21 protein-coding genes are annotated in these 24,372 nt (G+C 71.8%); 7 read left to right on the top strand and 14 right to left on the bottom strand.

Annotated features, from left to right (window positions below; genetic code table 11):
- Nucleotides 1-52: 52 nt before the first annotated feature.
- The 3 genes from ABD350_RS14310 to ABD350_RS14300 all read right to left on the bottom strand — a co-directional run bounded on the left by ABD350_RS14310 (nucleotide 53) and on the right by ABD350_RS14300 (nucleotide 4,595).
- Nucleotides 53-2,155: a SpoIIE family protein phosphatase gene (locus ABD350_RS14310; RefSeq protein ID WP_344348404.1), complete on the bottom strand. Its 2,103-nt coding sequence runs from the start codon at nucleotides 2,153-2,155 to the stop codon at nucleotides 53-55.
- A gap of 268 nt (nucleotides 2,156-2,423) precedes the next feature.
- Entirely contained in the window at nucleotides 2,424-3,113 is a 690-nt protein-coding gene (gene fomD / locus ABD350_RS14305; protein ID WP_344348402.1) for a cytidylyl-2-hydroxypropylphosphonate hydrolase, read from the bottom strand.
- Nucleotides 3,114-3,197: 84 nt separating this feature from the next.
- Complete coding sequence (locus ABD350_RS14300) at nucleotides 3,198-4,595, bottom strand: class II fumarate hydratase (RefSeq protein ID WP_344348401.1); 1,398 nt, start codon at nucleotides 4,593-4,595, stop codon at nucleotides 3,198-3,200.
- A gap of 103 nt (nucleotides 4,596-4,698) precedes the next feature.
- Here ABD350_RS14300 and ABD350_RS14295 point away from each other — a divergent pair, with 103 nt between their 5' ends.
- The gene (locus ABD350_RS14295) at nucleotides 4,699-6,222 is read left to right on the top strand and encodes a ricin-type beta-trefoil lectin domain protein (protein ID WP_344348400.1); all 1,524 of its coding nucleotides are present in this window, start codon (nucleotides 4,699-4,701) and stop codon (nucleotides 6,220-6,222) included.
- Nucleotides 6,223-6,276: 54 nt separating this feature from the next.
- Here the strand turns inward: ABD350_RS14295 and ABD350_RS14290 are convergent, their stop codons facing one another.
- Nucleotides 6,277-7,947, bottom strand: a complete 1,671-nt coding sequence (locus ABD350_RS14290) for a fumarate hydratase (protein WP_344348398.1) — start codon at nucleotides 7,945-7,947, stop codon at nucleotides 6,277-6,279.
- Between the two features lie 179 nt (nucleotides 7,948-8,126).
- Here ABD350_RS14290 and ABD350_RS14285 point away from each other — a divergent pair, with 179 nt between their 5' ends.
- Together ABD350_RS14285 and ABD350_RS14280 are read left to right on the top strand one after the other, a co-directional pair.
- Entirely contained in the window at nucleotides 8,127-8,798 is a 672-nt protein-coding gene (locus ABD350_RS14285; protein ID WP_344348397.1) for a DUF1707 SHOCT-like domain-containing protein, read from the top strand.
- Nucleotides 8,799-8,973: 175 nt separating this feature from the next.
- On the top strand, nucleotides 8,974-9,348 hold the full coding sequence (locus ABD350_RS14280; RefSeq protein WP_189997456.1) for a WhiB family transcriptional regulator: 375 nt from the start codon (nucleotides 8,974-8,976) through the stop codon (nucleotides 9,346-9,348).
- A gap of 155 nt (nucleotides 9,349-9,503) precedes the next feature.
- On the opposite strand, the gene glpX is transcribed toward ABD350_RS14280, so the two are convergent.
- Nucleotides 9,504-10,538 (bottom strand): class II fructose-bisphosphatase, encoded by a 1,035-nt coding sequence (gene glpX / locus ABD350_RS14275; protein WP_344348396.1) that lies wholly within the window; start codon nucleotides 10,536-10,538, stop codon nucleotides 9,504-9,506.
- 127 nt (nucleotides 10,539-10,665) lie between these two features.
- Here glpX and ABD350_RS14270 point away from each other — a divergent pair, with 127 nt between their 5' ends.
- Nucleotides 10,666-11,193 (top strand): DUF4245 domain-containing protein, encoded by a 528-nt coding sequence (locus tag ABD350_RS14270; protein ID WP_344348395.1) that lies wholly within the window; start codon nucleotides 10,666-10,668, stop codon nucleotides 11,191-11,193.
- A gap of 85 nt (nucleotides 11,194-11,278) precedes the next feature.
- Here ABD350_RS14270 and ABD350_RS14265 read toward each other — a convergent pair whose 3' ends face one another.
- The 4 genes from ABD350_RS14265 to ABD350_RS14250 form a co-directional block, all read right to left on the bottom strand.
- Nucleotides 11,279-11,869, bottom strand: coding sequence for a malonic semialdehyde reductase (locus ABD350_RS14265; protein WP_344348393.1), 591 nt, complete (start codon nucleotides 11,867-11,869; stop codon nucleotides 11,279-11,281).
- A gap of 434 nt (nucleotides 11,870-12,303) precedes the next feature.
- Nucleotides 12,304-12,534: an exodeoxyribonuclease VII small subunit gene (locus ABD350_RS14260; protein ID WP_344348392.1), complete on the bottom strand. Its 231-nt coding sequence runs from the start codon at nucleotides 12,532-12,534 to the stop codon at nucleotides 12,304-12,306.
- Nucleotides 12,531-13,739 (bottom strand): exodeoxyribonuclease VII large subunit, encoded by a 1,209-nt coding sequence (gene xseA / locus ABD350_RS14255; RefSeq protein WP_344348391.1) that lies wholly within the window; start codon nucleotides 13,737-13,739, stop codon nucleotides 12,531-12,533. Before xseA ends, ABD350_RS14260 begins: the two co-directional genes overlap by 4 nt.
- A 143-nt stretch (nucleotides 13,740-13,882) precedes the next feature.
- A complete protein-coding gene (locus tag ABD350_RS14250) occupies nucleotides 13,883-15,241 on the bottom strand; it encodes an APC family permease (protein WP_344348390.1) in 1,359 nt (452 codons plus the stop codon).
- Between the two features lie 64 nt (nucleotides 15,242-15,305).
- On the opposite strand from ABD350_RS14250, the gene ABD350_RS14245 reads away from it, so the two are divergent.
- Together ABD350_RS14245 and ppgK are read left to right on the top strand one after the other, a co-directional pair.
- On the top strand, nucleotides 15,306-16,322 hold the full coding sequence (locus ABD350_RS14245; protein ID WP_344348389.1) for a 4-hydroxy-3-methylbut-2-enyl diphosphate reductase: 1,017 nt from the start codon (nucleotides 15,306-15,308) through the stop codon (nucleotides 16,320-16,322).
- A 29-nt stretch (nucleotides 16,323-16,351) separates the two neighbouring features.
- The gene (ppgK, locus tag ABD350_RS14240; RefSeq protein ID WP_344348387.1) at nucleotides 16,352-17,098 is read left to right on the top strand and encodes a polyphosphate--glucose phosphotransferase; all 747 of its coding nucleotides are present in this window, start codon (nucleotides 16,352-16,354) and stop codon (nucleotides 17,096-17,098) included.
- A 584-nt stretch (nucleotides 17,099-17,682) separates the two neighbouring features.
- On the opposite strand, the gene ABD350_RS14235 is transcribed toward ppgK, so the two are convergent.
- Nucleotides 17,683-18,063 carry a DUF6542 domain-containing protein gene (locus tag ABD350_RS14235; protein ID WP_382466696.1) on the bottom strand — a complete coding sequence of 127 codons (381 nt, stop codon included), beginning with the start codon at nucleotides 18,061-18,063 and terminating at the stop codon, nucleotides 17,683-17,685.
- Between the two features lie 500 nt (nucleotides 18,064-18,563).
- On the opposite strand from ABD350_RS14235, the gene ychF reads away from it, so the two are divergent.
- Nucleotides 18,564-19,652, top strand: coding sequence for a redox-regulated ATPase YchF (ychF, locus tag ABD350_RS14230; protein ID WP_344348385.1), 1,089 nt, complete (start codon nucleotides 18,564-18,566; stop codon nucleotides 19,650-19,652).
- 274 nt (nucleotides 19,653-19,926) lie between these two features.
- On the opposite strand, the gene ABD350_RS14225 is transcribed toward ychF, so the two are convergent.
- The 4 genes from ABD350_RS14225 to ureC form a co-directional block, all read right to left on the bottom strand.
- Nucleotides 19,927-20,727: an urease accessory protein UreD gene (locus ABD350_RS14225; protein ID WP_344348384.1), complete on the bottom strand. Its 801-nt coding sequence runs from the start codon at nucleotides 20,725-20,727 to the stop codon at nucleotides 19,927-19,929.
- 101 nt (nucleotides 20,728-20,828) lie between these two features.
- On the bottom strand, nucleotides 20,829-21,524 hold the full coding sequence (ureG, locus tag ABD350_RS14220; RefSeq protein WP_344348383.1) for an urease accessory protein UreG: 696 nt from the start codon (nucleotides 21,522-21,524) through the stop codon (nucleotides 20,829-20,831).
- A gap of 27 nt (nucleotides 21,525-21,551) precedes the next feature.
- Nucleotides 21,552-22,226, bottom strand: a complete 675-nt coding sequence (locus ABD350_RS14215; RefSeq protein WP_344348381.1) for an urease accessory protein UreF — start codon at nucleotides 22,224-22,226, stop codon at nucleotides 21,552-21,554.
- 98 nt (nucleotides 22,227-22,324) lie between these two features.
- The gene (gene ureC, locus ABD350_RS14210) at nucleotides 22,325-24,355 is read right to left on the bottom strand and encodes an urease subunit alpha (RefSeq protein WP_382466695.1); all 2,031 of its coding nucleotides are present in this window, start codon (nucleotides 24,353-24,355) and stop codon (nucleotides 22,325-22,327) included.
- Between the last annotated feature and the right edge of the window lie 17 nt (nucleotides 24,356-24,372).

The following is a 24,372-nucleotide window of genomic DNA, read 5'->3' as shown; positions in this document are numbered from 1 at the left end:
GGGCGCCCGGAGAGAACTCCGGGCGCCCCTCGGCGTCGTGGCGGCTGACGGCTCAGCGGTTCAGCTCGAACCAGACCACCTTGCCGGTGCTCAGCCGGGTCGCGCCCCAGCGCCGGGCCAGCTTGTTGACCAGGTACAGGCCGCGCCCGCCCTCGTCGGTGGCCCGGGCCTGCCTGAGGCGCGGCAGCTGCGGCACATCGTCGCCGACCTCGCAGCGCAGCACGTCCGTGCGCAGCAGCCGCAGCGTCACCGGCCGCGACGCGTACCGCACCGCGTTCGTCACCACCTCACTGACCAGCAGCTCCACCGAGTCCGACAGGTCCTCCAGGTCCCAGCGGGCGAGCGCCCGGCGGGCCAGCCGGCGGGCCTGGCCGGGGGCCGTGTGCTCCGGGTCCAGCGTCCAGTACGCGACATCGCTCGGCGCGATTCCGTCGAACCGGGCCGCGAGCAGCGCGATGTCGTCGTCCCGGTCGCCCGGGCCGAGCATGTCCAGCACCTCGTCGCACAGCGCTTCCAGCGGCGGCGGATGATCCGGCCCGGTCAGCCGGGCGGTCGCCGCCAGCCGCTCGCGCAGCTGCTCTATCCCGGTCCACACGTCCCGCAGCCGGGACTCCACCAGTCCGTCGGTGTACAGCAGCAGGGTCGCCCCGGCGGGCGCGTCCAGCTCCACCGCCTCGAAGTCCACCCCGCCGACCCCGATCGGCGCGCCCGGCGGCACCCGCAGCACCTCCGCCCGGCCGCCCAGGTGCAGCAGCACGGGCGGCGGATGGCCGGCGTTGGCGATCGTGATGCGGTGCGTCACCGGGTCGTAGACCGCGTACAGGCAGGTCGCCATGCGGTCGGTGCCCAGGCGCTGCGCCTGCTCGTCCAGGTGGTGCAGCACCTCCTGCGGCGGCAGGTCGAGCCCGGCCAGCGTCTGCGCGGTGGTGCGCAGCTGGCCCATGATCGCCGCCGAGGTCATCGAGTGGCCCATCACATCGCCGACGACCAGGGCGACCCGGCTGCCCGGCAGCGGGATCGCGTCGTACCAGTCGCCGCCGACCCGCGCGGTCTCCGCCGCCGGCAGATACCGCGAGGCCAGCCGGACACCGGTGGGCCGGGGCAGGGTCTCGGGCAGCATGGTGCGCTGCAACTCGTCGGCGATGTACGCCTCCCGGCCGTACAGCACCGCCTTGTCGATGCCGAGCGCGCTGTGCGTGGCCAGTTGCGCGGCCACCAGCAGGTCGTCCGCCTCGAACGCCGGCTGGTCCGGTCGGCGCAGGAACAGCGCCGCGCCGATCACCCGGCGCCGGCCGCGCAGCGGCGCGAGGATCGCGTGCTGCCCGTCCGGTACCACCGCCTCCCCGCTCTCGCCGAGCAGTTCGGGCAGCGCGGCCCGGGCGGCGGGCGCGTCGGCGAACACCGGGCGCACCCCGCGCAGCACCTCGTTCAGCGCGCCGCCCGGCCGTACCTCGCACAACTCGGTGGTCAGCGCCGACAGGTCCGCCAGCACCGACGGCTCCGGCTCCGGCTCGAACGCCGACGGCAGCAGCACCCCGTCGGTGTCCCGCTCGTCCGGTATCCGGTCGGTGCGCCGCAGCCGCAGCACCACCGGACCGATGGGCCGCTCGTCGCCGACCGGCAGCGGGTCGCGCAGATAGACCAGGATCGCGTCGGAGAACGTCGGCACGGTGGCCCGGCACAGACCCATCACGATCTCGTCCAGGTCCAGCCCGCGGGCGATGCGCCGGGTGGCCGCGCCCACGAACCTGAGCCGGTCGCCGTCCCGCCGCATCGGCATCGGCCGGCCCGACGGCACCGTCCGCCCGGTCCGGCGCTCCGGGCCGCCCGGCGCGCGCTCCGGGTCGGTGCCGGGCTGCGCCGGGATGCCGTCCGGCGCGGGCCGCGGGCGCAGCGCGTCGGGTTCGGTGATGGCGGGCTGGGAGTGTTCGGGGCCGCCCACCGGGTGCTCCTTCCCCATGCCGTCCTCTCCCTTGCCACGGGGCGTGGCCGTGCCCGGGCCGGCGGGCGTGGTGTCGGCACGGGCCTGCGCGGCTAAGGCCGGCTCGCCGGGTTGCCGCGCGGATTGCTCCGGGGCACACAGGAACGCCCCGCGGGCCTCCGCGGGGTCGGCGCCCGGCTGGGGGCGCTCGATGGAGGTGGGCTGCTCCGTCACGCGTGTCGCATCCGTCCGTCCGGGGCTGCGCGCCGGATGCGCCGGGCGCGCAGTTGGTCCCGCCGAAGTCCCGATACCCGCAATACGTGCCCAGGGAACGGGATTCCCGCGGGGCCGGCTTTCGTGGTGGTGCCCTGGTACCCCTCGCTCACGTCCTGCCGTCCCTCGGTGACGATCGGTCAGCCCCGGCGCATGCTCCGGTAGTTGCGTTCACGCGCCCTTGCGGAGGACGATCCTACGTTTCTCGCCCGGGGGCGCATCAAGGGTCTCATGAGGACACATGCGCGGGCGTGCGGTCCCAGTCCTCGGGTAGAGAAGGTACCGCCCAGGAGGGATCCGGGCGCCAGTTCTGCCAGCCGTCCGGGAACGGCGGCCCCCACGCGCGGATCACGTCCACCGCCTGCCGGCCCGCCGCCCGCACCCGTTCGGCGGTCGCCGGGTCCATCAGCCCGTCCCGCTGGGCCTGCGCGAACTCGTCCTCGTCCCGCCAGTGCCAACTGCGGTCCGGGTTCACCGAGATGTCCAGGAAGTGGTCCTCGGAGTCCACCCCGCCCGCCCAACGCACCAGCGGCTGCTCCAGGTTGACGTACCAGTTCTTGAACCGCCAGCCCGGTTCCCAGAACAGCCACACCGACCAGGGCCGGCCGGGCTGGGCCAGCTTCAGCACGCCCGTGCCGAACCAGCGGTCCCGCTGGACGGTGCGCGGCTTGGTGTAGCGGGACTCCAGCGGCTCCAGGTGCACGGGCGTGCCGTCGGCCAGGACCGGTCTCACGCACTCGGTGCCGGGGGCCAGCCACACCGCCAGCAGGTCGGCGTCGTCGCGTACGACGGTGACGGGCCGGGCGATGTGGAACTGCTCGCCCCCGTTCTCCCGGTAGCGCCACAGGATGTGCGTCCCCGGGGTCCAGCGCGCCGCCGCTCCCGCCGTCACTCGTGCCATCGCTCCGTCGTCCGTCATGGACAGATTTTAGGTGCCTCCGGCATACGACGCTGCGGCGCGCGTCACGGCCGCCCCGGGTGGCCGGAAACGTTCGCCCGCGGGCTACGGGCGCGTCATCCGCAGGACGTCCAGCGCCTCGTCGAGCTGGTCGAGCGTCAGGTCCCCGCGCTCCACGTACCCGCCCTCCAGGACGACTTCGCGGATCGTCCGGCGTTCGGCGAGGGACTTCTTGGCGACCTTCGCGGCCTCCTCGTAACCGATGTACTTGTTCAGCGGGGTGACCACGGACGGGGACGACTCGGCGTACTCGCGGGTGCGTTCGCGGTCGGCGGTGATGCCGTCGATCGTCCGGTCGGCCAGCAACCGGGAGACGTTGGCGAGCAGCCGGATCGACTCCAGGACGTTCTTGGCGAGGACCGGGAGCATGACGTTCAACTCGAAGTTGCCCGCCGCGCCGGCCGTGGTGATGGTGGCGTCGTTGCCGATGACCTGCGCGGCGACCATCAGGACGGCCTCGGGGACCACCGGGTTGACCTTGCCCGGCATGATCGAGGAGCCGGGCTGGAGGTCGGGCAGCCGGATCTCGGCCAGGCCGGTGCGCGGGCCGGAGGACATCCAGCGCAGATCGTTGGCGATCTTCGTCAGGCCGACCGCGATGGTCCGCAGCTGCCCGCTGGTCTCCACGATGCCGTCGCGGGCGCCCTGCGCCTCGAAGTGGTCGCGGGCCTCGGTGAGCGGCAGCCCGGTGACCCGGGCGACCTCCTCGATGACGGCGGCGGAGAACCCGGGCGGGGTGTTGATGCCGGTGCCCACCGCCGTGCCGCCCAGCGGCAGCTCGGCCAGGCGGGGCAGGGAGGCCCGCAGGCGCTCGACGCCGTAGCGGACCTGGGCCGCGTACCCGCCGAACTCCTGGCCGAGGGTGACGGGGGTGGCGTCCATCAGGTGGGTCCGCCCGGACTTCACCACGTCCGCGAACTCGGCGGACTTGCGCTCCAGGGCCGCGGCCAGGTGCTCCAGGGCCGGGATCAGGTCGTGGGTGACGGCCGCGGTGGCCGCGATGTGGATCGAGGACGGGAAGACGTCGTTGGACGACTGCGAGGCGTTGACGTGGTCGTTGGGGTGCACGTCACGGCCGAGCCGCTCGGTGGCCAGCGTCGCGATGACCTCGTTGGTGTTCATGTTGGACGAGGTGCCGGAGCCGGTCTGGAAGACGTCCACCGGGAAGTGCTCGTCCCAGCGGCCGGCGGCGACCTCCCCGGCCGCCTCCTGGATCGCCCCCGCGATGTCCTCGTCCAGCACGCCCAGCCCGGCGTTCACCTTGGCCGCCGCCGCCTTGATGCGGGCCAGGGCCTCGATGTGGGCGCGTTCGAGGCGCTGTCCGGAGACGGGGAAGTTCTCGACGGCGCGCTGGGTCTGCGCGCGCCACTTGGCATGGGCCGGGACCCGGACCTCGCCCATCGAGTCGTGCTCGATCCGGTACTGCGGCTCTTCGGTCGTCATCGTCGTACCTCCGAAAACCTGAGCACGTGTCGCGTCGCATGTATTCCCTATCTGACTACCCGCCAGTAAATACCGGGGGTAACACCTGCTTCGGGGAGGCGTCATGCAACGCGTCGGATCCATCGGATCCAGGATCAGAGGTACGGCCGCCGCTGTCGCGACGGCCGCCACCGTGTTCGCGGGCCTCGCGGCCCCCACCGCCCACGCGGCCCCCGCCGCCACGGCGGCCACCCCCCTCCCGCCCGACCTGGAACGCGTCCGGGCCGCCGAGGCCACCGCCCTCTACGGCGACCCGGCCCAGCGGCCCCTGGCCGACCGCAAGACCTCGCTCATCTCGCTGGGTGACAGCGAGATATCCGGCGAGGGCGTCGGCACTTACGACCCCGGCACCAACGGCCCGGACAACTGGTGCCACCGCTCACCCCAGGCCGCCATCCACCGCACCGGCATCCCGGCCGACGTCACCTACAACGTCTCCTGCTCGGGCGCCTCCACCGGCAACATCCGCATCGGCGGCACCCGGCAGTACGCCGACGAGCTCGTCCAGAGCGACAGCCTCGCCGTCAAGGCGCGCACCACCCGGATCAAGATGATCGTCCTCGTCGCCGGCGCCAACGACGACCTCCAGTTCGGGCCCGTGATGACCGACTGCGTCACCCGCTACCTCACCCTCCAGGGCGCCTGCGAGCCGAAGTACGCGCCCGGCTGGCAGGCCCGGGTGGACGCCCTCGTACCCAAGGTGGAGGCCACCGTCGCCGACCTGAAGACGGTGATGCGGGACGCGGGCTACGCCGACGGCGACTACGAACTCGTCCTCATGGGCTACCCGAGCCCCATCGGCCCCGACATCCACGACAACCCCGGCTTCCCGGGCAAGCTCGCGGGCGGCTGCACCGGCTACGACTCCGACAGCGCCTGGGGCCGGAACAGCGCCGTCCCGCTCTTCGAACGCGGCATGCGTGAGGCGGCCCGGAAGAGCGGAGCCCGCTACCTGGACAACTCCCGGCTCTTCCACGGCCACGAGGTCTGCATGGAGGACACCTGGGCGCGGGGCCTGTACGTCGACCTGGCCAATCCCTTCCCGCCCGACGCCAACTCGGTACGGCAGTCCTTCCACCCCAACGCCCGCGGCCACGCCGCCTTCGCCGCGTGCCTGACCCGGTTGTACGACTCCGGGCTGCGCGAGGCGGGGTGCGCCGACCCGGCGAGCACCGGCACGCCCGAGCTGCACCCGGGCGCCTGGGACGACGCGTTCGGCCCGCTGACCGGCCAGGCCACCGGTGCCTGCCTCGACGCCTCGGGCTCGGCGAGCGCCGACGGCACCGAGGTCATCGGCTGGGACTGCCACGGGGGCCGCAACCAGGGCTGGTGGCACGACACCGGGCGCGGCGCGCTGCACCTGGAACTGACCCACGACCGCTGCCTGGACGTCCCGGACGGCTCCTACACCCCGGGCACGGGCCTAGTCCTGTGGAACTGCCACGGCGGCGCCAACCAGCGGTTCGTCCGCCAGTCCGGCACCCTCCGCCCGGCGGCGGCACCGGGCCTGTGCCTGACCCTGGCGGCGGCGAAGGAGCGGGTCAGGCTCCGGACCTGCGACGGCTCGGCGGCCCAGCGCTTCAGCTGACCGCCGGCCCGGGGCGGGCACCCCTCGTACGACGCCCGCCCCGGGACCCGCGTACTAGGCCAGGCCGGGACCCCGTACCGGAATGGAGGTGAACGTCGGCTGGGGCGCCGGGTCCTGGAAGAAGTCGTTGCCCTTGTCGTCCACCACGATGAACGCCGGGAAGTCCTCGACCTCGATCTTCCAGACGGCCTCCATGCCCAGCTCCTCGTACTCCAGGACCTCCACCTTCTTGATGCAGTCCTGGGCCAGGCGGGCGGCCGGGCCGCCGATGGAGCCGAGGTAGAAGCCGCCGTGCGCCGCGCACGCGTCGGTGACCTGCTTGCTGCGGTTGCCCTTGGCGAGCATCACCTTCGAGCCGCCCGCCGCCTGGAACTGCTCCACGTAGGAGTCCATGCGGCCGGCCGTGGTCGGGCCGAAGGAACCGGAGGCGTACCCCTCGGGGGTCTTGGCCGGGCCGGCGTAGTACACCGGGTGGTCCTTCAGGTACTGCGGCATCTCCTCGCCCGCGTCCAGCCGCTCCTTGATCTTGGCGTGCGCGATGTCACGGGCCACGACCAGCGGACCGGTCAGCGACAGCCGGGTCTTGACCGGGTACTTGGTCAGCTCGGCGAGGATCGTGTCCATCGGCTGGTTCAGGTCGATTTTCACCACGTCGGACGACTCGTCCAGGTGCTCGTCCGTGGTGTCCGGCAGGAAGCGCGCCGGGTCGGTCTCCAGCTGCTCCAGGAAGACGCCCTCGGGCGTGATCTTCGCCAGCGCCTGGCGGTCGGCGGAGCAGGAGACGGCGATGGCGACCGGGCAGGACGCGCCGTGCCGGGGCAGCCGGACCACGCGGACGTCGTGGCAGAAGTACTTGCCGCCGAACTGCGCGCCGATGCCGATCTTCTGCGTCAGCTCGAAGACCTTCTCCTCCAGCTCCTTGTCCCGGAAGCCGTGGCCGAGCGGCGAGCCCTCGGCCGGCATGTTGTCCAGGTAGTGCGCGGAGGCGTACTTCGCGGTCTTCAGCGCGAACTCCGCGCTGGTGCCGCCGACGACGATCGCCAGGTGGTACGGCGGGCAGGCGGCCGTACCGAGCGAACGGATCTTCTCCTCCAGGAACTTCATCATGGAGGACTCGTTCAGGACGGCCTTGGTCTCCTGGTACAGGAAGGACTTGTTGGCCGAGCCGCCGCCCTTGGCCATGAACAGGAACTTGTAGGCGCCGCCGTCGGTCGCGTACAGCTCGATCTGGGCCGGCAGGTTGGAGCCGGTGTTCTTCTCCTCCCACATGGTGAGCGGAGCCATCTGGGAGTAGCGCAGGTTGAGCTTCGTGTAGGCGTCGAAGATGCCGTGCGAGAGATGCTTCTCGTCCTCGCCCGCCGTCAGCACGTTCTGCCCGCGCTTGCCCATGACGATCGCCGTGCCGGTGTCCTGGCACATGGGCAGCACGCCGGCCGCCGCGATGTTCGCGTTCTTCAGCAGGTCCAGCGCCACGAACTTGTCGTTCGCCGAGGCCTCGGGGTCGTCGATGATCCGGCGCAGCTGCGCCAGGTGGGCCGGGCGCAGGTAGTGCTGGATGTCGTGGATGGCCTCCTCGGCCAGCTTGCGCAGCGCCTCCGGCTCCACCTTGAGGAACGTCCGGCCGTCCGGTCCCTCGACGGTGGACACGCCCTCGGAGGTCACCAGCCGGTACGGAGTGGTGTCCTCGCCCTGGGGGAGCAGATCGGTGTACGCGAACTCAGGCATCTCAGCCCATTCCTCACTCTGACGGACGGCCGCCCGCCGACGCTGGCGAGCCTGTCCAGCGTAGAACCTGCCGTCGGCGGCGAACCTGTGAGGTAAGGCTCAGTCGGTGACCCTGGGGCACATCCGGGGCGCCCTCGGGGGGCTATCGCGATCTATCGTGTTTTCGATACGCTGCCGTCGTGGACCTTCACAAGCAGAGCGCACCCACACCCGCGACCGAGCTGCGCGCCTCGGACGCCGAACGCGACCGGACCGCCGGCATACTCGGCGAGGCCCTGGCCGAGGGCCGGCTGACCCCCGACGAGCACGCCGAACGCGTGGACGGGGCGCTGTACGCCAAGACGGTGGGCGAGCTGGAGGACCTCATCCGGGACCTGCCCGCCGCCCCCGCCCGCACGGCCCTCGCGCCCCGCCCCGAGCCGGGCGGGATCCCGGCGGCGGCCGACGCCGGCGTGGTGGCGGTGTTCAGCAGCGCCGTGCGCCGGGGCCGGCTGCGCGCCGGGCGCCGGCTGCGCGCGTACGCGGTCTTCGGCAGCGTGGAGATCGATCTCAGCGAGGCGATCTTCGAGTACCAGCAGGTGGTCATCAAGGCCGTCTCCGTCTTCGGCGACGTCCGGATCCGGGTCCCGGAGAACATCTCGCTGCACGGCACCGGGGGCGGGGTGCTCGGCAGGTTCGAGGTGAGCCCGCTGGACTCGGCCGACCCCGCGGCGCCGGTCGTCCACGTCGACGGCTGGGCGGTCCTCGGCGCCGTGGAGGCACGGCCCCGGCGTGGCCGGACCGTCTCGGACATCCTGCGGCGCGTCCAGGACAAGGCCGACCGGAAGCCGCGTCGGCACCCGGGCCGTTGACGGTCGCGAATCCGCCGGTGACCGGAACGATCCGGTCCGTCGGCGGCGCCGGGGCAGGGGGCGGGAACGAGCCGCCGCGACCTTGCCGCCGCCAACGCTGTGCATAGGCGCGCGCACAGCGGGTAGGCCTTGCTGCATCGTCTCTCGCTCGCGAAGCCGTCGTCAGGAGTAGACCGTGCTGCAACCGCCGCATTCGTCCCTGCAGGTAGCTGGCGTTCCGGTCCAGCGGGTGCCAGCGCGAGACAGGGACCAAGACGCACCCTGGCACACCGAGGCGGTGTGCCGGCGCGACGAGGCCGGGCTGTTCTTCGCCCCGTCGAAGGAGCCGACCGCCGCCCGGCTGTCCCGCGAGGAGGCGGCCAAGCGGGTCTGCGCCCGTTGTCCTGTCATGGTCGAGTGCCGCGAGCACGCCCTGCTCCAGCCCGAGCCCTACGGCGTCTGGGGCGGCCTGACGGCGGCCGAACGCCGGGTGGTCCTGGCGCGTCGGCGCCGCCGCGAGGTGGAGCTGAAGAAGGCGGCGCGAGCGGCGGCGAACCGCATGGCGGGCTGAGACAGCGGAAGAAGGGGCACCCCCGGCGTGCGGGGGTGCCCCTTCTCGCGGGTCACGGGCTTACGGGCTCGTGGACTCGATGGGCTTACGGACTCACGGCTTACGGACTCGCGGCCCCTCGGCTCGGGGGCTCTCGGCTCGCGGGCCCTCGGGCGTTACTTGGCCCGGTCGAAGTCGATCGCGCTGTAGGCCCGCAGCTTCCGCAGCCGGTGCTCGGAGTCGATCCGGCGGACCGTCCCCGACTTCGACCGCATGACGATGGACTCGGTCAGCGCCGTCTCCGAGCGGTACCGGACCCCGCGCAGCAGCTCCCCGTCGGTGATGCCGGTCGCGACGAAGAAGACGTTCTCCCCGGAGACCAGGTCGTCCGTGGTGAGCACCCGGTCCAGATCGTGTCCGGCGTCGATCGCGCGCTGCCGCTCCTCGTCGTCCTTCGGCCACAGCTTGCCCTGGATGGTCCCGCCCAGGCACTTCACGGCACAGGCCGAGATGATGCCCTCGGGGGTGCCGCCGATACCGAGCAGCAGATCGACACCGGTGCCCTCGCGCAGCGCGTACACCGAACCGGCCACATCGCCGTCGGAGATCAGCTTGATGCGCGCGCCGGCCTCCCGGACCTCCCGGATCAGGCCCTCGTGCCGGGGCCGGTCGAGGATGACCACGGTGACGTCCTCCGGCGCGGACCGCTTGGCCTTCGCGATCCGGCGGATGTTCACCTCGACGGGCGCGTTGATGTCGACGAAGTCCGCCGCCTCGGGGCCGGTGACCAGCTTGTCCATGTAGAACACGGCGGACGGGTCGAACATCGCGCCGCGCTCGGCGGCGGCGAGGACGGCGATCGCGTTCGGCATGCCCTTGGCTGTCAGCGTGGTGCCGTCGATCGGGTCCACGGCGATGTCCACCTCGGGACCGGTGCCGTCGCCCACGTGCTCCCCGTTGAAGAGCATCGGCGCCTCGTCCTTCTCGCCCTCGCCGATGACGACCACGCCGTTCATCGACACGGTGGAGACGAGGGTCCGCATGGCGCGCACCGCGGCACCGTCGGCGCCGTTCTTGTCACCGCGCCCCACCCAACGGCCGGCGGCCATCGCGGCGGCCTCGGTCACCCGGACCAGCTCCAGGGCGAGGTTGCGGTCGGGAGCCTCCGAGGGAACATCGAGCTCGGACGGCAGGTGATGGTGTTCGGTCATCGGAGCGCACCTTTCTGATACGACGACGGCCGGATGAGGGTCTTGGACCCGACTCTATCGTTAGGCATACAAAATGAGCAGGGGACCCCACGGATGAGCGCTTGGGACACCTGCGACGATAGGGGACGTGGCAGGTTCGAACCGCAAGCAGAAGACGGCCCGGGACATGGTCCTCTCCCTGGCCCTGATCGTCGTCGCGTCGCTGGTCGTGTACTTCTTCACCATCCCGCACGACGATCACGCTCCCGAGATCCAGCGGGTCGACTACCGGGTCGAGCTGCTCACGGCCCGCCGGGCGGCGAGCTACCCGGTGGCCGCGCCCGAGGGCCTGCCGAGTACCTGGAAACCGACCTCCGTACGCTCCCGGGGCAAGGACGCCAACCGCTGGCACCTCGGCTTCCAGACCCCGGACGGCCAGTACGCGCAGGTGGAGCAGTCGACGCAGAAGCGCGCCGACGTCATCGAGGAAGCGACCCAGGGCGGCTCGGCCACCCAGCGGACCGAGCGGATCGGCGGCCGCACCTGGACCCGCTACACCGGCGGCCGGTACGACGCCCTGGTCCTGGAGGACACCCCAGGCTCCACCACGGTGGTGGCCGGCACCGCCTCCTTCGAGGACCTGACGACGCTGGCGGCGGCGCTGAAGATGGAGTGACCGCCCGCGCGTGACCGCGCGCTCCCCCGTGCATGTGAGGAGGCCCCCGGCACTGCCGGGGGCCTCCTCACATGCACGGGAGCCGTCAGACGGTGGTGACGACGTCCTCGTAGGCCAGGCGCGGGGAGCGCGGGAACCAGGCGTCCGGGCCCGGCTTGCCGATGTTGACGACCATCAGCGGGGTGTGGTCGTCGTCCAGGAACTCCTTGCGGACGCCCTCGAAGTCGAGGCCGGTCATCGGGCCGGCGGCCAGGCCCGCGGCGCGGACGCCGATGATGAAGTAGGCGGCCTGGAGGGTGGCGTTCAACGCGGCGGCGCTCTCCCGGGCCTGGCGCTCGCTGAAGAACGCGTCCTTGGCCTGCGGGAAGTGCGGGAAGAGGGCCGGCAGCTCCTCGTGGAACTCGTTGTCCGCGGAGAGGATCGCGACCAGCGGGGCGGCGGCGGTCTTGGGCTGGTTGCCCTCGGCCATGAGTCCGACCAGGCGCTCGCGGGCCTCGGGGGAGCGGACCAGGGTGATGCGCAGCGGGCTCTGGTTGAAGGCGGTGGGACCGTACTTGACCAGGTCGTAGATCGCCTGCACCTGCTCGTCGGTCACCGGCTCGTCGGTGAAGGTGTTGGCGGTACGGGCCTCGCGGAACAGCAGGTCCTGGGCGGCGGGGTCAAGAACGAGAGACATGCGTGTACTTCCTGGGGTGCGCGTCCGGTCCGACGGGAGGCCGGACCGGCTGACGGGGTCGACCCTACGCCAATGAGGTTTAACGTTCAACTAAGACGGGGGTGCGGTGATCCGCCTCACAACACGGGTGGCCGCACGGGCGTGACCGACGGCGCAGAGGCAGGACCGGCTGCCAGACATCCACGGTGCCGTACCGGCTGCCAGACATCCCGGGTGCCGTACGAGCTGACCGGCAGCCCGGGTGCCATACCGCCTGACCGGCAGCCCAGTGGCCGTGCGGGGCGGTCGATGGTCCGGGTGCCGTGTGGGTCGGCCGTTGGCCCGGTGGCCGTACCGGCCGGCAGGCACTCCGGGTGCCGTAGCGGCTGACCGGCGACAGCCCTGCCGGCCGTACCGGTCGGCAGGCAGCCGGAGTGGTTCGTACCGGTTACCGGCTACTCGCCCGTCCCCTCGGCGCCCTTCTCCTCCTCGGCCAGTGCCGCGTCCAGCCGGGCCCGTGCGCCCTCCAGCCAGCGCCGGCACACCTTGGCCAGCTCCTCGCCGCGCTCCCACAGCGCCAGGGACTCCTCCAACGTCGTACCGCCCGCCTCCAGCCGCCGTACGACCTCGATCAGCTCGTCCCGGGCCTGCTCGTAGGAGAGCGCCTCGTCCACCTTGCTCGTCATCCGTCCACCTTCACCGTCAGTTCACCGTCGGCGACGCGGGCCCGCAGCGCCTCGCCCGCCGTCACCTCGGCGGGATCGCGCACCACGTGCCCGTCCGCCCGTTGCAGTACCGCGTAGCCGCGCCGCAGCGTCGCCGCGGGGGAGAGGGCCACCACGCGCGCGTGCGTGTGCGTCAGCTCCGAGTCCGCGCGGTCCAGCAGATGCCCGAGGGTCCGCCGGCCGCGCTCCAGCAGGGAGAGCACATGGTCGGCGCGCTCGTCGAGCATCCGGTGCGGATCCTGTATCGCGGGCCGGGTCAGCGCGTGCGCCAGCCCGCGCTCCTCCCGCTCCACGAACGCGGCCGCGCAGCGCCGCGCCCGGTCCCGCAGCATCCGCACCCGCTCCAGCTCCTCGCCCACGTCGGGTACGACCTTCTTGGCCGCGTCCGTCGGCGTGGAGGCGCGCAGATCGGCGACGTGGTCCAGCAGCGGGTTGTCCGGCTCGTGCCCGATCGCCGACACCACGGGCGTACGGCAGCCGGCCACCGCCCGCACCAGCTGCTCGTCGGAGAAGGGCAGCAGGTCCTCCACGCTGCCGCCGCCGCGCGCGACGATGATCACGTCCACCTCGTCCATCGCGTCGAGGTCCTTGACCGCCTGCACGACCTGCGGAACGGCGTGCACGCCCTGCACGGGGACGTTGCGCACCTCGAAGCGCACGGCGGGCCAGCGGTGCCGGGCATTCTCCAGCACGTCCCGCTCCGCGGCGGAGGCCCGGCCGCAGACCAGCCCGATGAGCTGCGGCAGAAACGGCAACGCCTTCTTCCGCTCCGGCGCGAAGAGCCCCTCCGCCGCCAGGGACTTCTTCAGCTGCTCCAGCCGGGCCAGCAGCTCGCCGACGCCGACGGGCCTTATCTCGGCGGCGCGCAGGGACAGCTGACCGCGGGGCGCGTACCACTCGGGCTTCGCCAGGACGACGACACGGGCGCCCTCGCCGACGACGTCCGCGACCGCGTCGAAGACCTGGCGATAGCAGGTCACGCTGACGGAGATGTCGTGCGACGGGTCGCGCAGCGTGAGAAACACGACACCGGCGCCGGGGCGGCGCGACAACTGCGTGATCTGCCCTTCGACCCACACCGCGCCGAGCCGGTCGATCCATCCCCCGATCAGCCGTGACACCTCGCCTACGGGCAGGGGGGACTCCGGGGACGTGTTCACAGCCATGCGGTCGAGAGTAACGGCCGGTACTGACAAGGGGGCGGCCGTGCGGCCGTGCACCGTGGGGGCGGGGGCGCGCGTTGCCGGGTGCGGGTCCGTTCTGATTGCCCGCGCGGTTCCCCGCGCCCCTTCGGGGCGCACCCAGGCGGTTATCCGGGAACCCGGCCCCGCTGGCCCACCAGCACCCCCAGGCCGATCACCAGCCACACCGCCCCCACCACCTGGGCCACCCCGGACGCCGCCACGATGACGGCCACCGTGATGACCGCCCCGACCACCGGCACCAGCACATGCCGCCACCAGCTCAGCTCCCGCCGGCGCCGTAGGAAATACCCCACCACGCTCGCGTGCAGCAGCGTGAACGCGGACAGCGCGCCGATGTCGACCACCGAGACCAGCTTGTCCAGCCCGTCGTCCCGGCGCGCCGCCCACCCCGCCGCGACCAGCGTGACCACCGCCGCGCACAGCAGCGCGACCCGCGGCACGCCCCCGTCCGTCCGGGACAGCCCGCGCGGCAGCCGCCGGTCGCGGCCCATCGCGAACAGCAGCCGCCCGGCCGCCGCCTGCCCCGCCAGCGCCGCGAACGCCGCCCCGACCGCCTTGCTCGCGGCCACCAGATCGTGCAGCCACGTGCCGACCGAGGAGTCCACCGCGTCGTAGAAGGCCGGCCCCTGCCGCCCCGGATCACGCGCGAGCCCCGCGGACGACACCGGCTCCAGCAGCGCCACCAGATACGTCTGCGCCACGAACAGCACCCCGGCCAGCGCCAGACAGAACAGCAGCGCCCGCGCCACCCGCGCCGAGCCCCCGGTGACCTCCTCGGCGAACGTCGCGATCGCGTCGAAACCCAGGTACGACAGGACCGCCACGGACACCGCGCCGAGCACCGCGGCCGCCGCGAACCCGCCCTGCGTGCCGTCCCCGGTCAGCGGCGACAGCGGTCCCCGCTCCGCCCCCTCCCGCACCAGCACCACGACGGCCGAGACCGCGAACACCAGCAGGACCGCGATCTCCAGGACCAGCACGGCGAAGCCCACGCGCGCGGCGGCCCGTACGCCCCACAGGTTCAGCAGGGTCGTGAGCACCACGGCCAGCGCCGTCCACACCCACCGGGACACCTCCGGGACCAGCGCGTTCATCGCGATCCCGGAGAAGAGATAGGCCACCGCGGGGATGAGCACGTAGTCCAGCATCGCCATCCAGCCGGCGACGAACCCGGCGCCCTTGCCGAGCCCCGCGCGCGCGTAGGCGTACACCGACCCCGCCCGCGGTACGACCCGCACCATCTGCGCGTAGCTGAACGCCGTGAACCCCATGGCGACCGTCGCCACCGCGTACACCAGCGCCACCGCGCCGTGCGATCTGGCGTCCAGCGCCCCGAACACCCCGACCGGCGCCATCGGGGCGATGAACAGCAGCCCGTAGACAACGAGGTCCCGCAGGCCCAGACTGCGCCGGAGGCGATGATCCGCATCGGCCCCGGAGGTCGTCGTTCCGGTGTTGGACATACACACAAGTCTTCCCCGCGGAGTGTGGGGAAGCGATCTTTGTGCTTCCGAACGCGGCCTTACGATGGGACGCATGACCGCTTCGTCTGGCCGCCGTGTCCTGCTCGCCGCCCCCCGGGGCTACTGCGCCGGCGTGGACCGCGCCGTGATCGCCGTCGAGAAAGCCCTGGAGCAGTACGGGGCCCCGATCTACGTCCGGCACGAGATCGTCCACAACAAGTACGTGGTGCAGACCCTGGAGAAAAAGGGCGCCATCTTCGTGGAGCGCACGGAGGAAGTGCCGCCCGGCAACATCGTCATGTTCTCGGCGCACGGCGTCGCGCCCGTGGTGCACGAGGAGGCCCGGCAGGGCCGGCTCGCCACCATCGACGCCACCTGCCCCCTGGTCACCAAGGTCCACAAGGAGGCCGTCCGGTACGCCGCCGAGGACTACGACATCCTCCTGATCGGACACGAGGGCCACGAGGAGGTCATCGGCACCTCCGGCGAGGCCCCCGACCACATCCAGCTGGTCGACGGCCCCGAGGACGTCGCCAAGGTCGAGGTCCGCGATCCCTCCAAGGTCGTCTGGCTCTCCCAGACCACCCTCTCCGTCGACGAGACCATGGAGACCGTCGACGCCCTGAAGACCAAGTTCCCGGGCCTCGTCTCCCCGCCCAGCGACGACATCTGCTACGCCACCCAGAACCGCCAGCTCGCGGTGAAGCAGATGGGCGCCGAGGCCGAGCTGGTCATCGTCGTCGGCTCGCGCAACTCCTCCAACTCCAAGCGGCTGGTCGAGGTCGCCAAGCTGGCCGGCGCCCGCGACGCCCACCTCGTCGACTTCGCCGACGAGATCGACGAGTCCTGGCTGGAGGGCGTGACGACCGTCGGCGTCACCTCCGGAGCCTCCGTGCCCGAGGTGCTGGTGGAGCAGGTCCTGCAGTGGCTCGCCGAGCGCGGCTACGGCGATGTGGAGCTGGTCAGGGCGGCCGAGGAGACCATCACCTTCTCGCTGCCCAAGGAACTGCGCCGCGACCTGCGCGAGGAGGCGGCGGCACTGGTGGCCGAGCGCGGCGGGAGCGGTACGCCCGCGGCGTGACCGTCGGTGGTCCGTCGTAACGTGGAGCCATGCAGATCTTCGGCGTGGACATCGGCGGATCCGGCATCAAGGGCGCCCCTGTGGATCTCGACCGGGGCGACCTGGCACAGGAGCGTCACAAGGTGCTCACCCCGCACCCGGCGACGCCCGAGGCCGTCGCCGACGGGGTCAAACAGGTCGTGGACCACTTCGGGTGGACCGGGCCGGTCGGCCTGACCTTCCCCGGGGTGGTCACCGGCGGCGCCACGGTCCGTACGGCGGCCAACGTGGACCCGGGCTGGATCGACACCGACGCGCGCGCGTTGCTCGGCGACCGGCTCGGCGGCCTGCCGGTGACCGTGGTGAACGACGCGGACGCGGCGGGCGTCGCCGAGATGGAGTTCGGCGCCGGCCGGGGCCGCCGGGGCACGGTCATCCTGCTCACCTTCGGCACCGGCATCGGCAGCGCGGTCTTCGTGGACGGCGTCCTGCTCCCCAACACCGAACTGGGCCACCTGGAGCTGGGCGGCCACGAGGCCGAGAAGCGCGCCTCCAGCAAGGCCAAGGAGGACCACGACCTCAGCTGGGAGCGGTGGGCGCACCGCGTCCAGCGGTATCTCCAGCACGTGGAGATGCTCTTCTCACCGGAACTGTTCATCATCGGCGGCGGGGTCAGCCGCAAGGCGGACAAGTTCCTGCACCTCATCGAGGAGGTCAAGGCCGAGATCGTCCCGGCACGACTCCAGAACAACGCGGGAATCGTGGGAGCGGCGATGAGGGCGGCACAGTCGGCCTGACGGGACGACGCTCGCCCTCCCGGCCCGCCGACCGGGGCGCGGGGGTGAGATCCGGGGGCGAGGTCCGGGGGTGAGGCTTAGCCGGCCCTACCGGGCCCCAGGCCGGAGTTCCGTCAGCCGCGCCGGCCTGAATCGAGGCCGGGACGGTCGAGCGTGCTGTCGGTGGGCCGGGGTCGTCGGGCGTGCCGTGCGTGGTCTGGGGTCGTTGGGCGTGCCGTCCGTGGGCTGGGGGCTTCAGCCGTGCCGCGCCTGGGTTGGGGCCGTCAGCTGTACCAGGCCTGAATCGGGGTCGAGGCCGAGGCGTGCCGTGCGTGGTCTGGGGTCGTTGGGCGTGCCGTCCGTGAGCCGGCCAGCCGTCAGGCGTGCCGCGCCCGGGCCGGGGCCGTCAGGCATCCCGTTTCCGGGCCGGGGCCGTCAGGCGTGCCGTTCGTGAGCCGGGGGCCGTCGGGCGTGCCGCGTCCGGGCCGGGGGCCGTCGGGCGTGCCGCGTCCGGGCCGGGGGCTTCAGCATGCTGTGCCTGGGTCGGGGCCGTCAGGCATCCCGCTCCCGGGCCGGGGCGGTCAGCCGCGCAGTTGGCGTCCCCGTCAGCCGCGCCGCTGGCGTCCCCGTACCCACCGCACCCGGCGGACGAGGACGATCGCCGCGGCGAGCAGCGTCCCCCCGTACAGCCACCCGGCCTGGGTGGCGAGCCCGGTGACCAGCCCCATCAGCCGGCCGAGCAGCCCCCCGCCGCCTTCGGCGACCGGCAGCAGCCCCACCGCGAACGCGATCGGCAGGACCACGGGCGCGCTCAGCACGTCCCCGCCGCGCACCCACAGCGCGGTCAGTGCGCACACCGGCAGGAACAGCACGCCGTAGACCGTCGGGGAGGCACCGAAAAGCAACTGGTCCAGGCAGCCGAGCAGAAACATCGCCACGGCACAGAACAGCCCGCTGCCGAGCCCGGTCAGCCGGGGATTGGGCAACCGGGGTCCCGGGGGCACGGTCGCGGACGCCACCCCGGCCCGCCGAGCGGATCGGCCGGCACCCGACCGCCCCCCACCTCCGCTGCCGCCGCTGCCCCCACGGGCACCGCCGGGGCGCCGTCGGCCCTGGGAGGGCATTGGAGAAGGCGGAGCAACGGGCGCCTCCGAGCCCCGGGGACCGTGTGACGTCCCAGGGGCCGGCGACGGCGACGGGGAGGGCGACGGCGGGGGCTGCCGCCGGCCCCTGGGGGGCTGGGGCGGCGGCATGCCGCGTCGCGGTCCGTCGTTCGGGGGTCGCTGCCTGTGTTGCTCCACAGGGACCAACCTAGGTCTGTTTATGTGCTGAATCAGCCCCCAGACACGCCGGGCGGGGGAGCTTGGCCGGGCGTCCGGCACTCTCGCGAGGCGGACGCGCGGGACGCCGTAAACTGGTGGATCGGCCAGTGTCGGTCTCTGGCCCCTGGCAGCCCCTGGCCCACTCAACTACGGGAAGTCGCAACGTGTCGCTCACGATCGGAATCGTCGGCCTGCCCAACGTCGGCAAGTCGACCCTGTTCAACGCCCTGACCAAGAACGACGTGCTGGCGGCCAACTACCCGTTCGCCACGATCGAGCCGAACGTGGGCGTGGTCGGCGTGCCCGACGCCCGCCTCGCCAAGCTGGCCTCGATCTTCAAGTCGGAGCGCATCCTTCCGGCCACGGTGGACTTCGTCGACATCGCCGGCATCGTGCGCGGTGCTTCCGAGGGCGAGGGCCTGGGCAACAAGTTCCTGGCGAACATCCGCGAGTCCGACGCGATCTGCCAGGTCATCCGCGCCTTCAAGGACGAGAACGTCGTCCACGTCGACGGCAAGGTCTCGCCGAAGGACGACATCGAGACGATCAACACCGAGCTGATCCTCGCCGACCTCCAGACCATCGAGAAGGTCCTGCCCCGCCTCCAGAAGGAGTCGCGGATCAAGAAGGACATCGCGCCCAAGGTCAAGGCCGTCGAGGAGGCCAAGGAGATCCTGGAGAAGGGCGACACGCTCTTCGCCCACGGCATCGTCCAGGGCAGCGAGCGCGCGGAGCTCCTCCACGACCTGCACCTGCTGACCACGAAGCCCTTCCTCTACGTCTTCAACGTCGACGAGGACGAGCTGGTGGACGAGGACTTCAAGAACGAGCAGCGAGCCCTGGTCGCCCCCGCCGAAGCGATCTTCCTCAACGCCAAGCTGGAGGCGGACCTCGCCGAGCTGGACGAGGAGGAGGCCCTGGAGCTCCTGCAGTCCGTCGGCCAGGACGAGCCCGGCCTCGCCACCCTGGCCCGCGTCGGCTTCGACACCCTCGGCCTGCAGACGTACCTGACGGCCGGCCCCAAGGAGTCCCGCGCCTGGACGATCAAGAAGGGCGCCACGGCCCCCGAGGCGGCCGGTGTCATCCACACCGACTTCCAGAAGGGCTTCATCAAGGCCGAGGTCATCTCCTTCGACGACCTGGTAGAAACCGGCTCCGTCACCGAGGCCCGAGCCAAGGGCAAGGCCCGCATGGAGGGCAAGGACTACGTGATGCAGGACGGGGATGTGGTGGAGTTTCGGTTCAATGTGTAGCGGGTGACATACCACTACATCGCTGATCTGGCAAACGTGTAGGTCAGAAGGGGTTCGACTCTCCCGGGTCGGACCCCTGATTTTTTCCCGTGCTGGGATGGTGCTGGGAAATCTGACCATTCGTCACCTGGTATCACCCCTGCTCATCCCTACCGTGCTGGGATCGTGCTGGGATGCCGGTGGGGTCCCTGAACCAGCGCATGACCTCGTAGGGCGTCACAGGCTCGCCGTGGCCGTGCATGGTGGTTCCTTGGTGATGTCAGGCTGGTCCCGGCTACATGTTCCGGATGTGTTCGAGCGCGGTGTCGAGGAGCTTGCCCACCTGGTGGAGGGTGGTGGCGGTGGCGGTGGCCAGGTAGGCGGGGTGCTGGGCGAGCGGGGTGAGAACGGCGTAGCCCTTCTCGGGGTCGTCACCGATGAGGATCGACGGGCGGCCGGTGGTGAGGTGGGGGTCCACGACGAGGAGCTGGCCGGCGGCGCGGTGTCCGCCCAGCACGGCGGGGCCGTCCCAGGCCGGTGCCGTCCCGCCGTAGGCGGTGTGCTGGTCGAGGACGGGGTGGCCGCCGCGGTACACGGTGAGGCGGGTCGTGAGGTGGCCTGGGGGTTCGGCCGTGCGGCCGAGGAGTTGCTCCTCGCGTAGCAGGACGGCGGCGGTGGGCGCGAGGTCGACGGTGCAGGTCTGGTGCAGGGTGCTGCCCGAGGCGCTGATCAGGGGTTTGGGCAGCCAGGACAGCATGGCGTGGTCGGCGACGGTGAGGCGGACGTCGTAGGTGGCGGGGGCGGTGGTGGCGCCGGGCAGCGCGATGGTGGCGGTCGGCGTGGTCACCTCCAGCCTGGCGTGTTCCTCGGCGGTGATGTCGAGGGCGAGTCGGTCCCCGCCGAGGGGTGCGCACATGGAGCTGATCACGCTGACCCGGGCCCACCCGTTGTGGGGTTGCGTCTGGTGCAAGTGGAAGGGGCCGCTGTTGCGCATGAGGGGGACGGTCGTGGTGGAGCCGTTGCGGGCGGCCCTGATGAAGGCGGTGGCCCGGACCCCGGAGAGTTCGGGGTCCGTTGGGTGCACTCGTCCGGCCATGTGCTCCCCGTCTGTGTGACCGCTGTCCGTCTCGCTTCCTGCGGCGGTCGGTGCGGGGGGCGCCGTTGTGGGCGGTGGGCCCGGGTGCGGTGCGGTGGCTGTCATACGGCGGCCTCGGTGCGCCAGGCGGCCAGGCAGCCGTTGACCCAGTCGGCGACGGGCTGGATGCCGTCGTCCGAGGCGAGGCTGGTGAAGACGACGGGGAGGTTGCCGCGCTGCCGGCCGGCGTCGGCGGCCATGGTGTCCAGGTCGGCGCCGACGTAGGGGGCGAGGTCGGTCTTGTTGACGATGAGGAGGTCGGCGGTGGTGATACCGGGGCCGCCCTTGCGGGGGATGTCGTCACCGCTGGAGACGTCGATGACGAAGACCTGGTGGTCGACGAGCCCCTTGGAGAAGGTGGCGGTGAGGTTGTCACCGCCGGACTCGATGAGGATCAGGTCCAGCGGGGGCAGTGACTCCTCCAGCTGTTCGACGGCTTCGAGGTTGGCGGAGATGTCGTCGCGGATCGCGGTGTGCGGGCAGGCGCCGGTCTCGACGGCGGTGATGCGCTCCGGCGGCAGCACGGCTTCGCGGCGCAGGAACTCGGCGTCCTCGCGGGTGTAGATGTCGTTGGTGACGACCGCGATGGACAGCCGGTCGCGCAGGGCGCGGCACAGTGCGGCGACGGTGGCGGTCTTGCCGGATCCGACGGGCCCGCCCAGGCCGATGCGCAGGGCGCGGCGGCTGCCGTCGGGGCGCAGTGCCTCGGCGCTGGGCGTGTGGTGGTGCGGCCGGGTCGTGTCGTGGTCGAGGTGCATGGCGTACTCCGAACGGTATGGGGGGTGTCAGGAGGCGAAGAGCCGCATGGGCCAGGCGGCGTGCTGTTCGCCGGTGATGTCTAGGAGCGGCGAGGAGGCAGCGGGCAGGGCTGCGACACCGTCGGTGGCGAGCCGTGCTGCCGCTTCGGCGGCAGTGGCGGCGACGTCGTCGAGTTCGCCGGCGAGCCGGGCAAGGAGGGCGGTCGCGTCGAACGGGTCGAGGCTCAGCAGCCGCACCGCCGCCGTCGCGGGGCCGCCGATGCTCTCGTACGCGGCGCACTGGGCGGCGTCCAACGGCGTCAGGCCGGCGGCGCGGGCGGCTACGCCCAGGACCACGGGCTGGTGTGCGCCCTGCGGCAGGCGGTGGGCGATCTGGTCGAGCTCGGGGCAGGGCCAGGCGGCCCGGGCGGCACGCAGCATCTGCCGGCCGAGCTTGCGGGCGACCTGCCGCAGTGCCGGTACGGGTGTGCGTGCGTCGGCGGCCTCGTCCAGCGTCATCGGGTCGTATCCGGTGGCGGCCGCGGCGGCGAGGCCGGCCGCGGTCAGCCCGGCGGTGTGCAGGCGGCCCCGGCAGAACGCCTCCAGGCTTGCGGCGTCGTGGACACCGTGCGAGGCGACCGCGGCCTCCACACCGCCGGAGTGGGCGTGCCCACCGGCGGGGAAACGGCCGTCGGCCAGGACGAGCAGGGCGGCATGGCTCATGGGAGCGGTGGCCTGCCTTTCGCAGGTACGGAGTTCAGGAGGAGGGACTTCCGGAGCAGGCGGTCCGGCGGCAGAGCGCCGCCGGGCCCGCGTCGCGCTCAGAAGAGGAAGTACCGCTGAGCCATGGGCAGTTCGGTCTCGTAGAGCTCCGGATTCGGCGGCTGGTTCTTCTCGAACATCAGCTTGTCGTCTGGCTCGTCATCGTCGTCCGCACCGTCCGCAAGGGCCTTCTTCAGCACGGTGCGGACGTCAGTGGTCGTGCCCCTGTTCGCGCCCGGTTTCCCTGTGCCGGGCTCGGTGCCCGTACCCGTGCCCGTGCCCTCACCCTCTCCGATGGTGACGCTGAAAGTCTCGGGACCGATCTCGATCTCCGGCGACTCATCGTTGAGCTGCATGCTCTGCTTGGTCAGGCCACGAGTGGATTTGGTCTGCTTCACCCCCTTGGTCAGGTTGTACGTCGTCTTGATGCCGACCGCCTGGGGCACCACGAAGTTGAAGGAGTTGCCTCCCGGGGCCCGGCCGCATGCCCCCCACACCGGGCGGGGCAGGTACGGCTGCGGTGTCGGGATCGACGCGTTGGCGTCGCCGAGCTGCGCGTAGGCGATCTGTCCGCCCTTGATGATCATGTGTGGCTTGACGCCGAAGAACTTCGGCTCCCACAGCACCAGGTCCGCGACCTTGCGCTGATGGGGGGCCGCGGTCTTGAGCTCATCGGGGGAGTGGACCTCGACGGAGCCGACATGCTGGTCGATGCCATGGGCGATGGCCGGGTTGATCGTGTACTTGGCGATGTAGCGCCTGACGCGGTAGTTGTCGTGCCTGTCGGTGTCCTCCGGCAGGTGACCGCGGCGCTTCTTCATGACGTGCGCGGTCTGCCAGGTCCGCGTGATCATCTCGCCGATACGCCCCATGGCCTGCGAGTCGGAGGACATCATCGAGATGGCGCCGGTGTCGTGCAGCCAGTCCTCGGCGGCCATGGTGGAGGGCCGGATACGCGAGTCGGCGTACGACTTGTCCGCGGGGACCTCGAGGTTGAGGTGATGGCAGACGACCATCATGTACATGTGCTCGGCGACGGTGTTGACCGTCAGGGGCCGGGTCGGGTTGGTCGACGCGGGCAGGACACTCTCGTAGCCCTTGCCCACCAGCTTCATGATGTCCGGTGCGTGGCCGCCGCCGGCGCCTTCGACGTGGAAGACGTGAATGCCCCGGGGCTTGCCGGTGTCGGGGTCCTTGGTGGCGTTGAAGGTGTTCTCGACGAACCCGGACTCGTTCATCGAGTCGGCGTGCAGGGCGACTTGGGCGTGGTAGTCGTCACAAATTTTCAGCGCCTTGTCGATGGTCGCGGGGGTGGCTCCCCAGTCCTCGTGGACCTTGAGGCCGATGGCGCCGGCAAGGATCTGGGCCTCCAGCGCCTCGTAGGAGATCGTGCCGCCCTTGCCGAACAGGCCGATGTTGACCGGGTAGGCGTCCAGGGCCTCGAACGTCCGCCGCAGGTGCCACTCGCCAGGCGTCACGGTGGTGGCCCGGCTGCCTTCCGCGGGGCCGGTGCCGCCGCCGATGAGCGTGGTCACCCCCGACGCGAGTGCCTCGTGGATCTGCCCGGGGCCGATGAAGTGCACATGGGTGTCGATGCCGCCCGCGGTCAGGATCCGCCCGTTGCCGGAGATCACCTCGGTTTCCGGCCCCACCACGAAGTGCGAGGCACGCCCGCCCCGGTTCTCCTCGGCCGTGTAGGGCTTCGGTGTCATCGTTTCCGGGTTGTAAGCCTGCCCGATCGCCGCGATCTCGCCGTCTCGCAGGCCGACGTCGGCCTTCACCACACCCCAGTAGTCGATGATCAGCGCACCGGTGATCACCGTGTCCACGGGATTGTGTGTGGTGTCGCTCCTGGGGATATGCGACTGGCCCATCGACTCCCGGATGACCTTGCCGCCGCCGAAAAGCATCTCGTCGCCGCTACGGCCCGGCCCCCCGCACCAGTCCTCCTCGATCTCGACGATGAGGTTCGTGTCGGCGAGCCTGACCCGGTCGCCCTTCGTCGGGCCGTACAGCGTGGCGTAATCCTTCCGCCACAGCGGCACCGGAGGGCGAGCGGTGAAGCTGAGCTCGCGCGGCGTCGACTGCACAACACCACTCGTCTGAC

Origin of the sequence: Streptomyces nogalater (assembly GCF_039532885.1) — a bacterium.
Lineage (GTDB): Bacteria > Actinomycetota > Actinomycetes > Streptomycetales > Streptomycetaceae > Streptomyces > Streptomyces nogalater.
This window is presented reverse-complemented; position numbering and strand designations above follow the sequence as displayed.

Bases quoted from the DNA above. Each gene is read 5' to 3' on its own strand.
- fomD (WP_344348402.1), bottom strand. From the start codon at position 3,113: ATGACGGACGACGGAGCGATGGCACGAGTGACGGCGGGAGCGGCGGCG.
- ABD350_RS14250 (WP_344348390.1), bottom strand. From the start codon at position 15,241: ATGTCCAACACCGGAACGACGACCTCCGGGGCCGATGCGGATCATCGC.
- glpX (WP_344348396.1), bottom strand. From the start codon at position 10,538: ATGACCGAACACCATCACCTGCCGTCCGAGCTCGATGTTCCCTCGGAG.
- ABD350_RS14225 (WP_344348384.1), bottom strand. From the start codon at position 20,727: ATGGCCGGACGAGTGCACCCAACGGACCCCGAACTCTCCGGGGTCCGG.
- ureG (WP_344348383.1), bottom strand. From the start codon at position 21,524: ATGCACCTCGACCACGACACGACCCGGCCGCACCACCACACGCCCAGC.
- ABD350_RS14215 (WP_344348381.1), bottom strand. From the start codon at position 22,226: ATGAGCCATGCCGCCCTGCTCGTCCTGGCCGACGGCCGTTTCCCCGCC.
- ABD350_RS14300 (WP_344348401.1), bottom strand. From the start codon at position 4,595: ATGACGACCGAAGAGCCGCAGTACCGGATCGAGCACGACTCGATGGGC.
- ABD350_RS14295 (WP_344348400.1), top strand. From the start codon at position 4,699: ATGCAACGCGTCGGATCCATCGGATCCAGGATCAGAGGTACGGCCGCC.
- ABD350_RS14290 (WP_344348398.1), bottom strand. From the start codon at position 7,947: ATGCCTGAGTTCGCGTACACCGATCTGCTCCCCCAGGGCGAGGACACC.
- ABD350_RS14245 (WP_344348389.1), top strand. From the start codon at position 15,306: ATGGGACGCATGACCGCTTCGTCTGGCCGCCGTGTCCTGCTCGCCGCC.
- ABD350_RS14265 (WP_344348393.1), bottom strand. From the start codon at position 11,869: ATGTCTCTCGTTCTTGACCCCGCCGCCCAGGACCTGCTGTTCCGCGAG.
- xseA (WP_344348391.1), bottom strand. From the start codon at position 13,739: ATGGCTGTGAACACGTCCCCGGAGTCCCCCCTGCCCGTAGGCGAGGTG.
- ppgK (WP_344348387.1), top strand. From the start codon at position 16,352: ATGCAGATCTTCGGCGTGGACATCGGCGGATCCGGCATCAAGGGCGCC.
- ABD350_RS14260 (WP_344348392.1), bottom strand. From the start codon at position 12,534: ATGACGAGCAAGGTGGACGAGGCGCTCTCCTACGAGCAGGCCCGGGAC.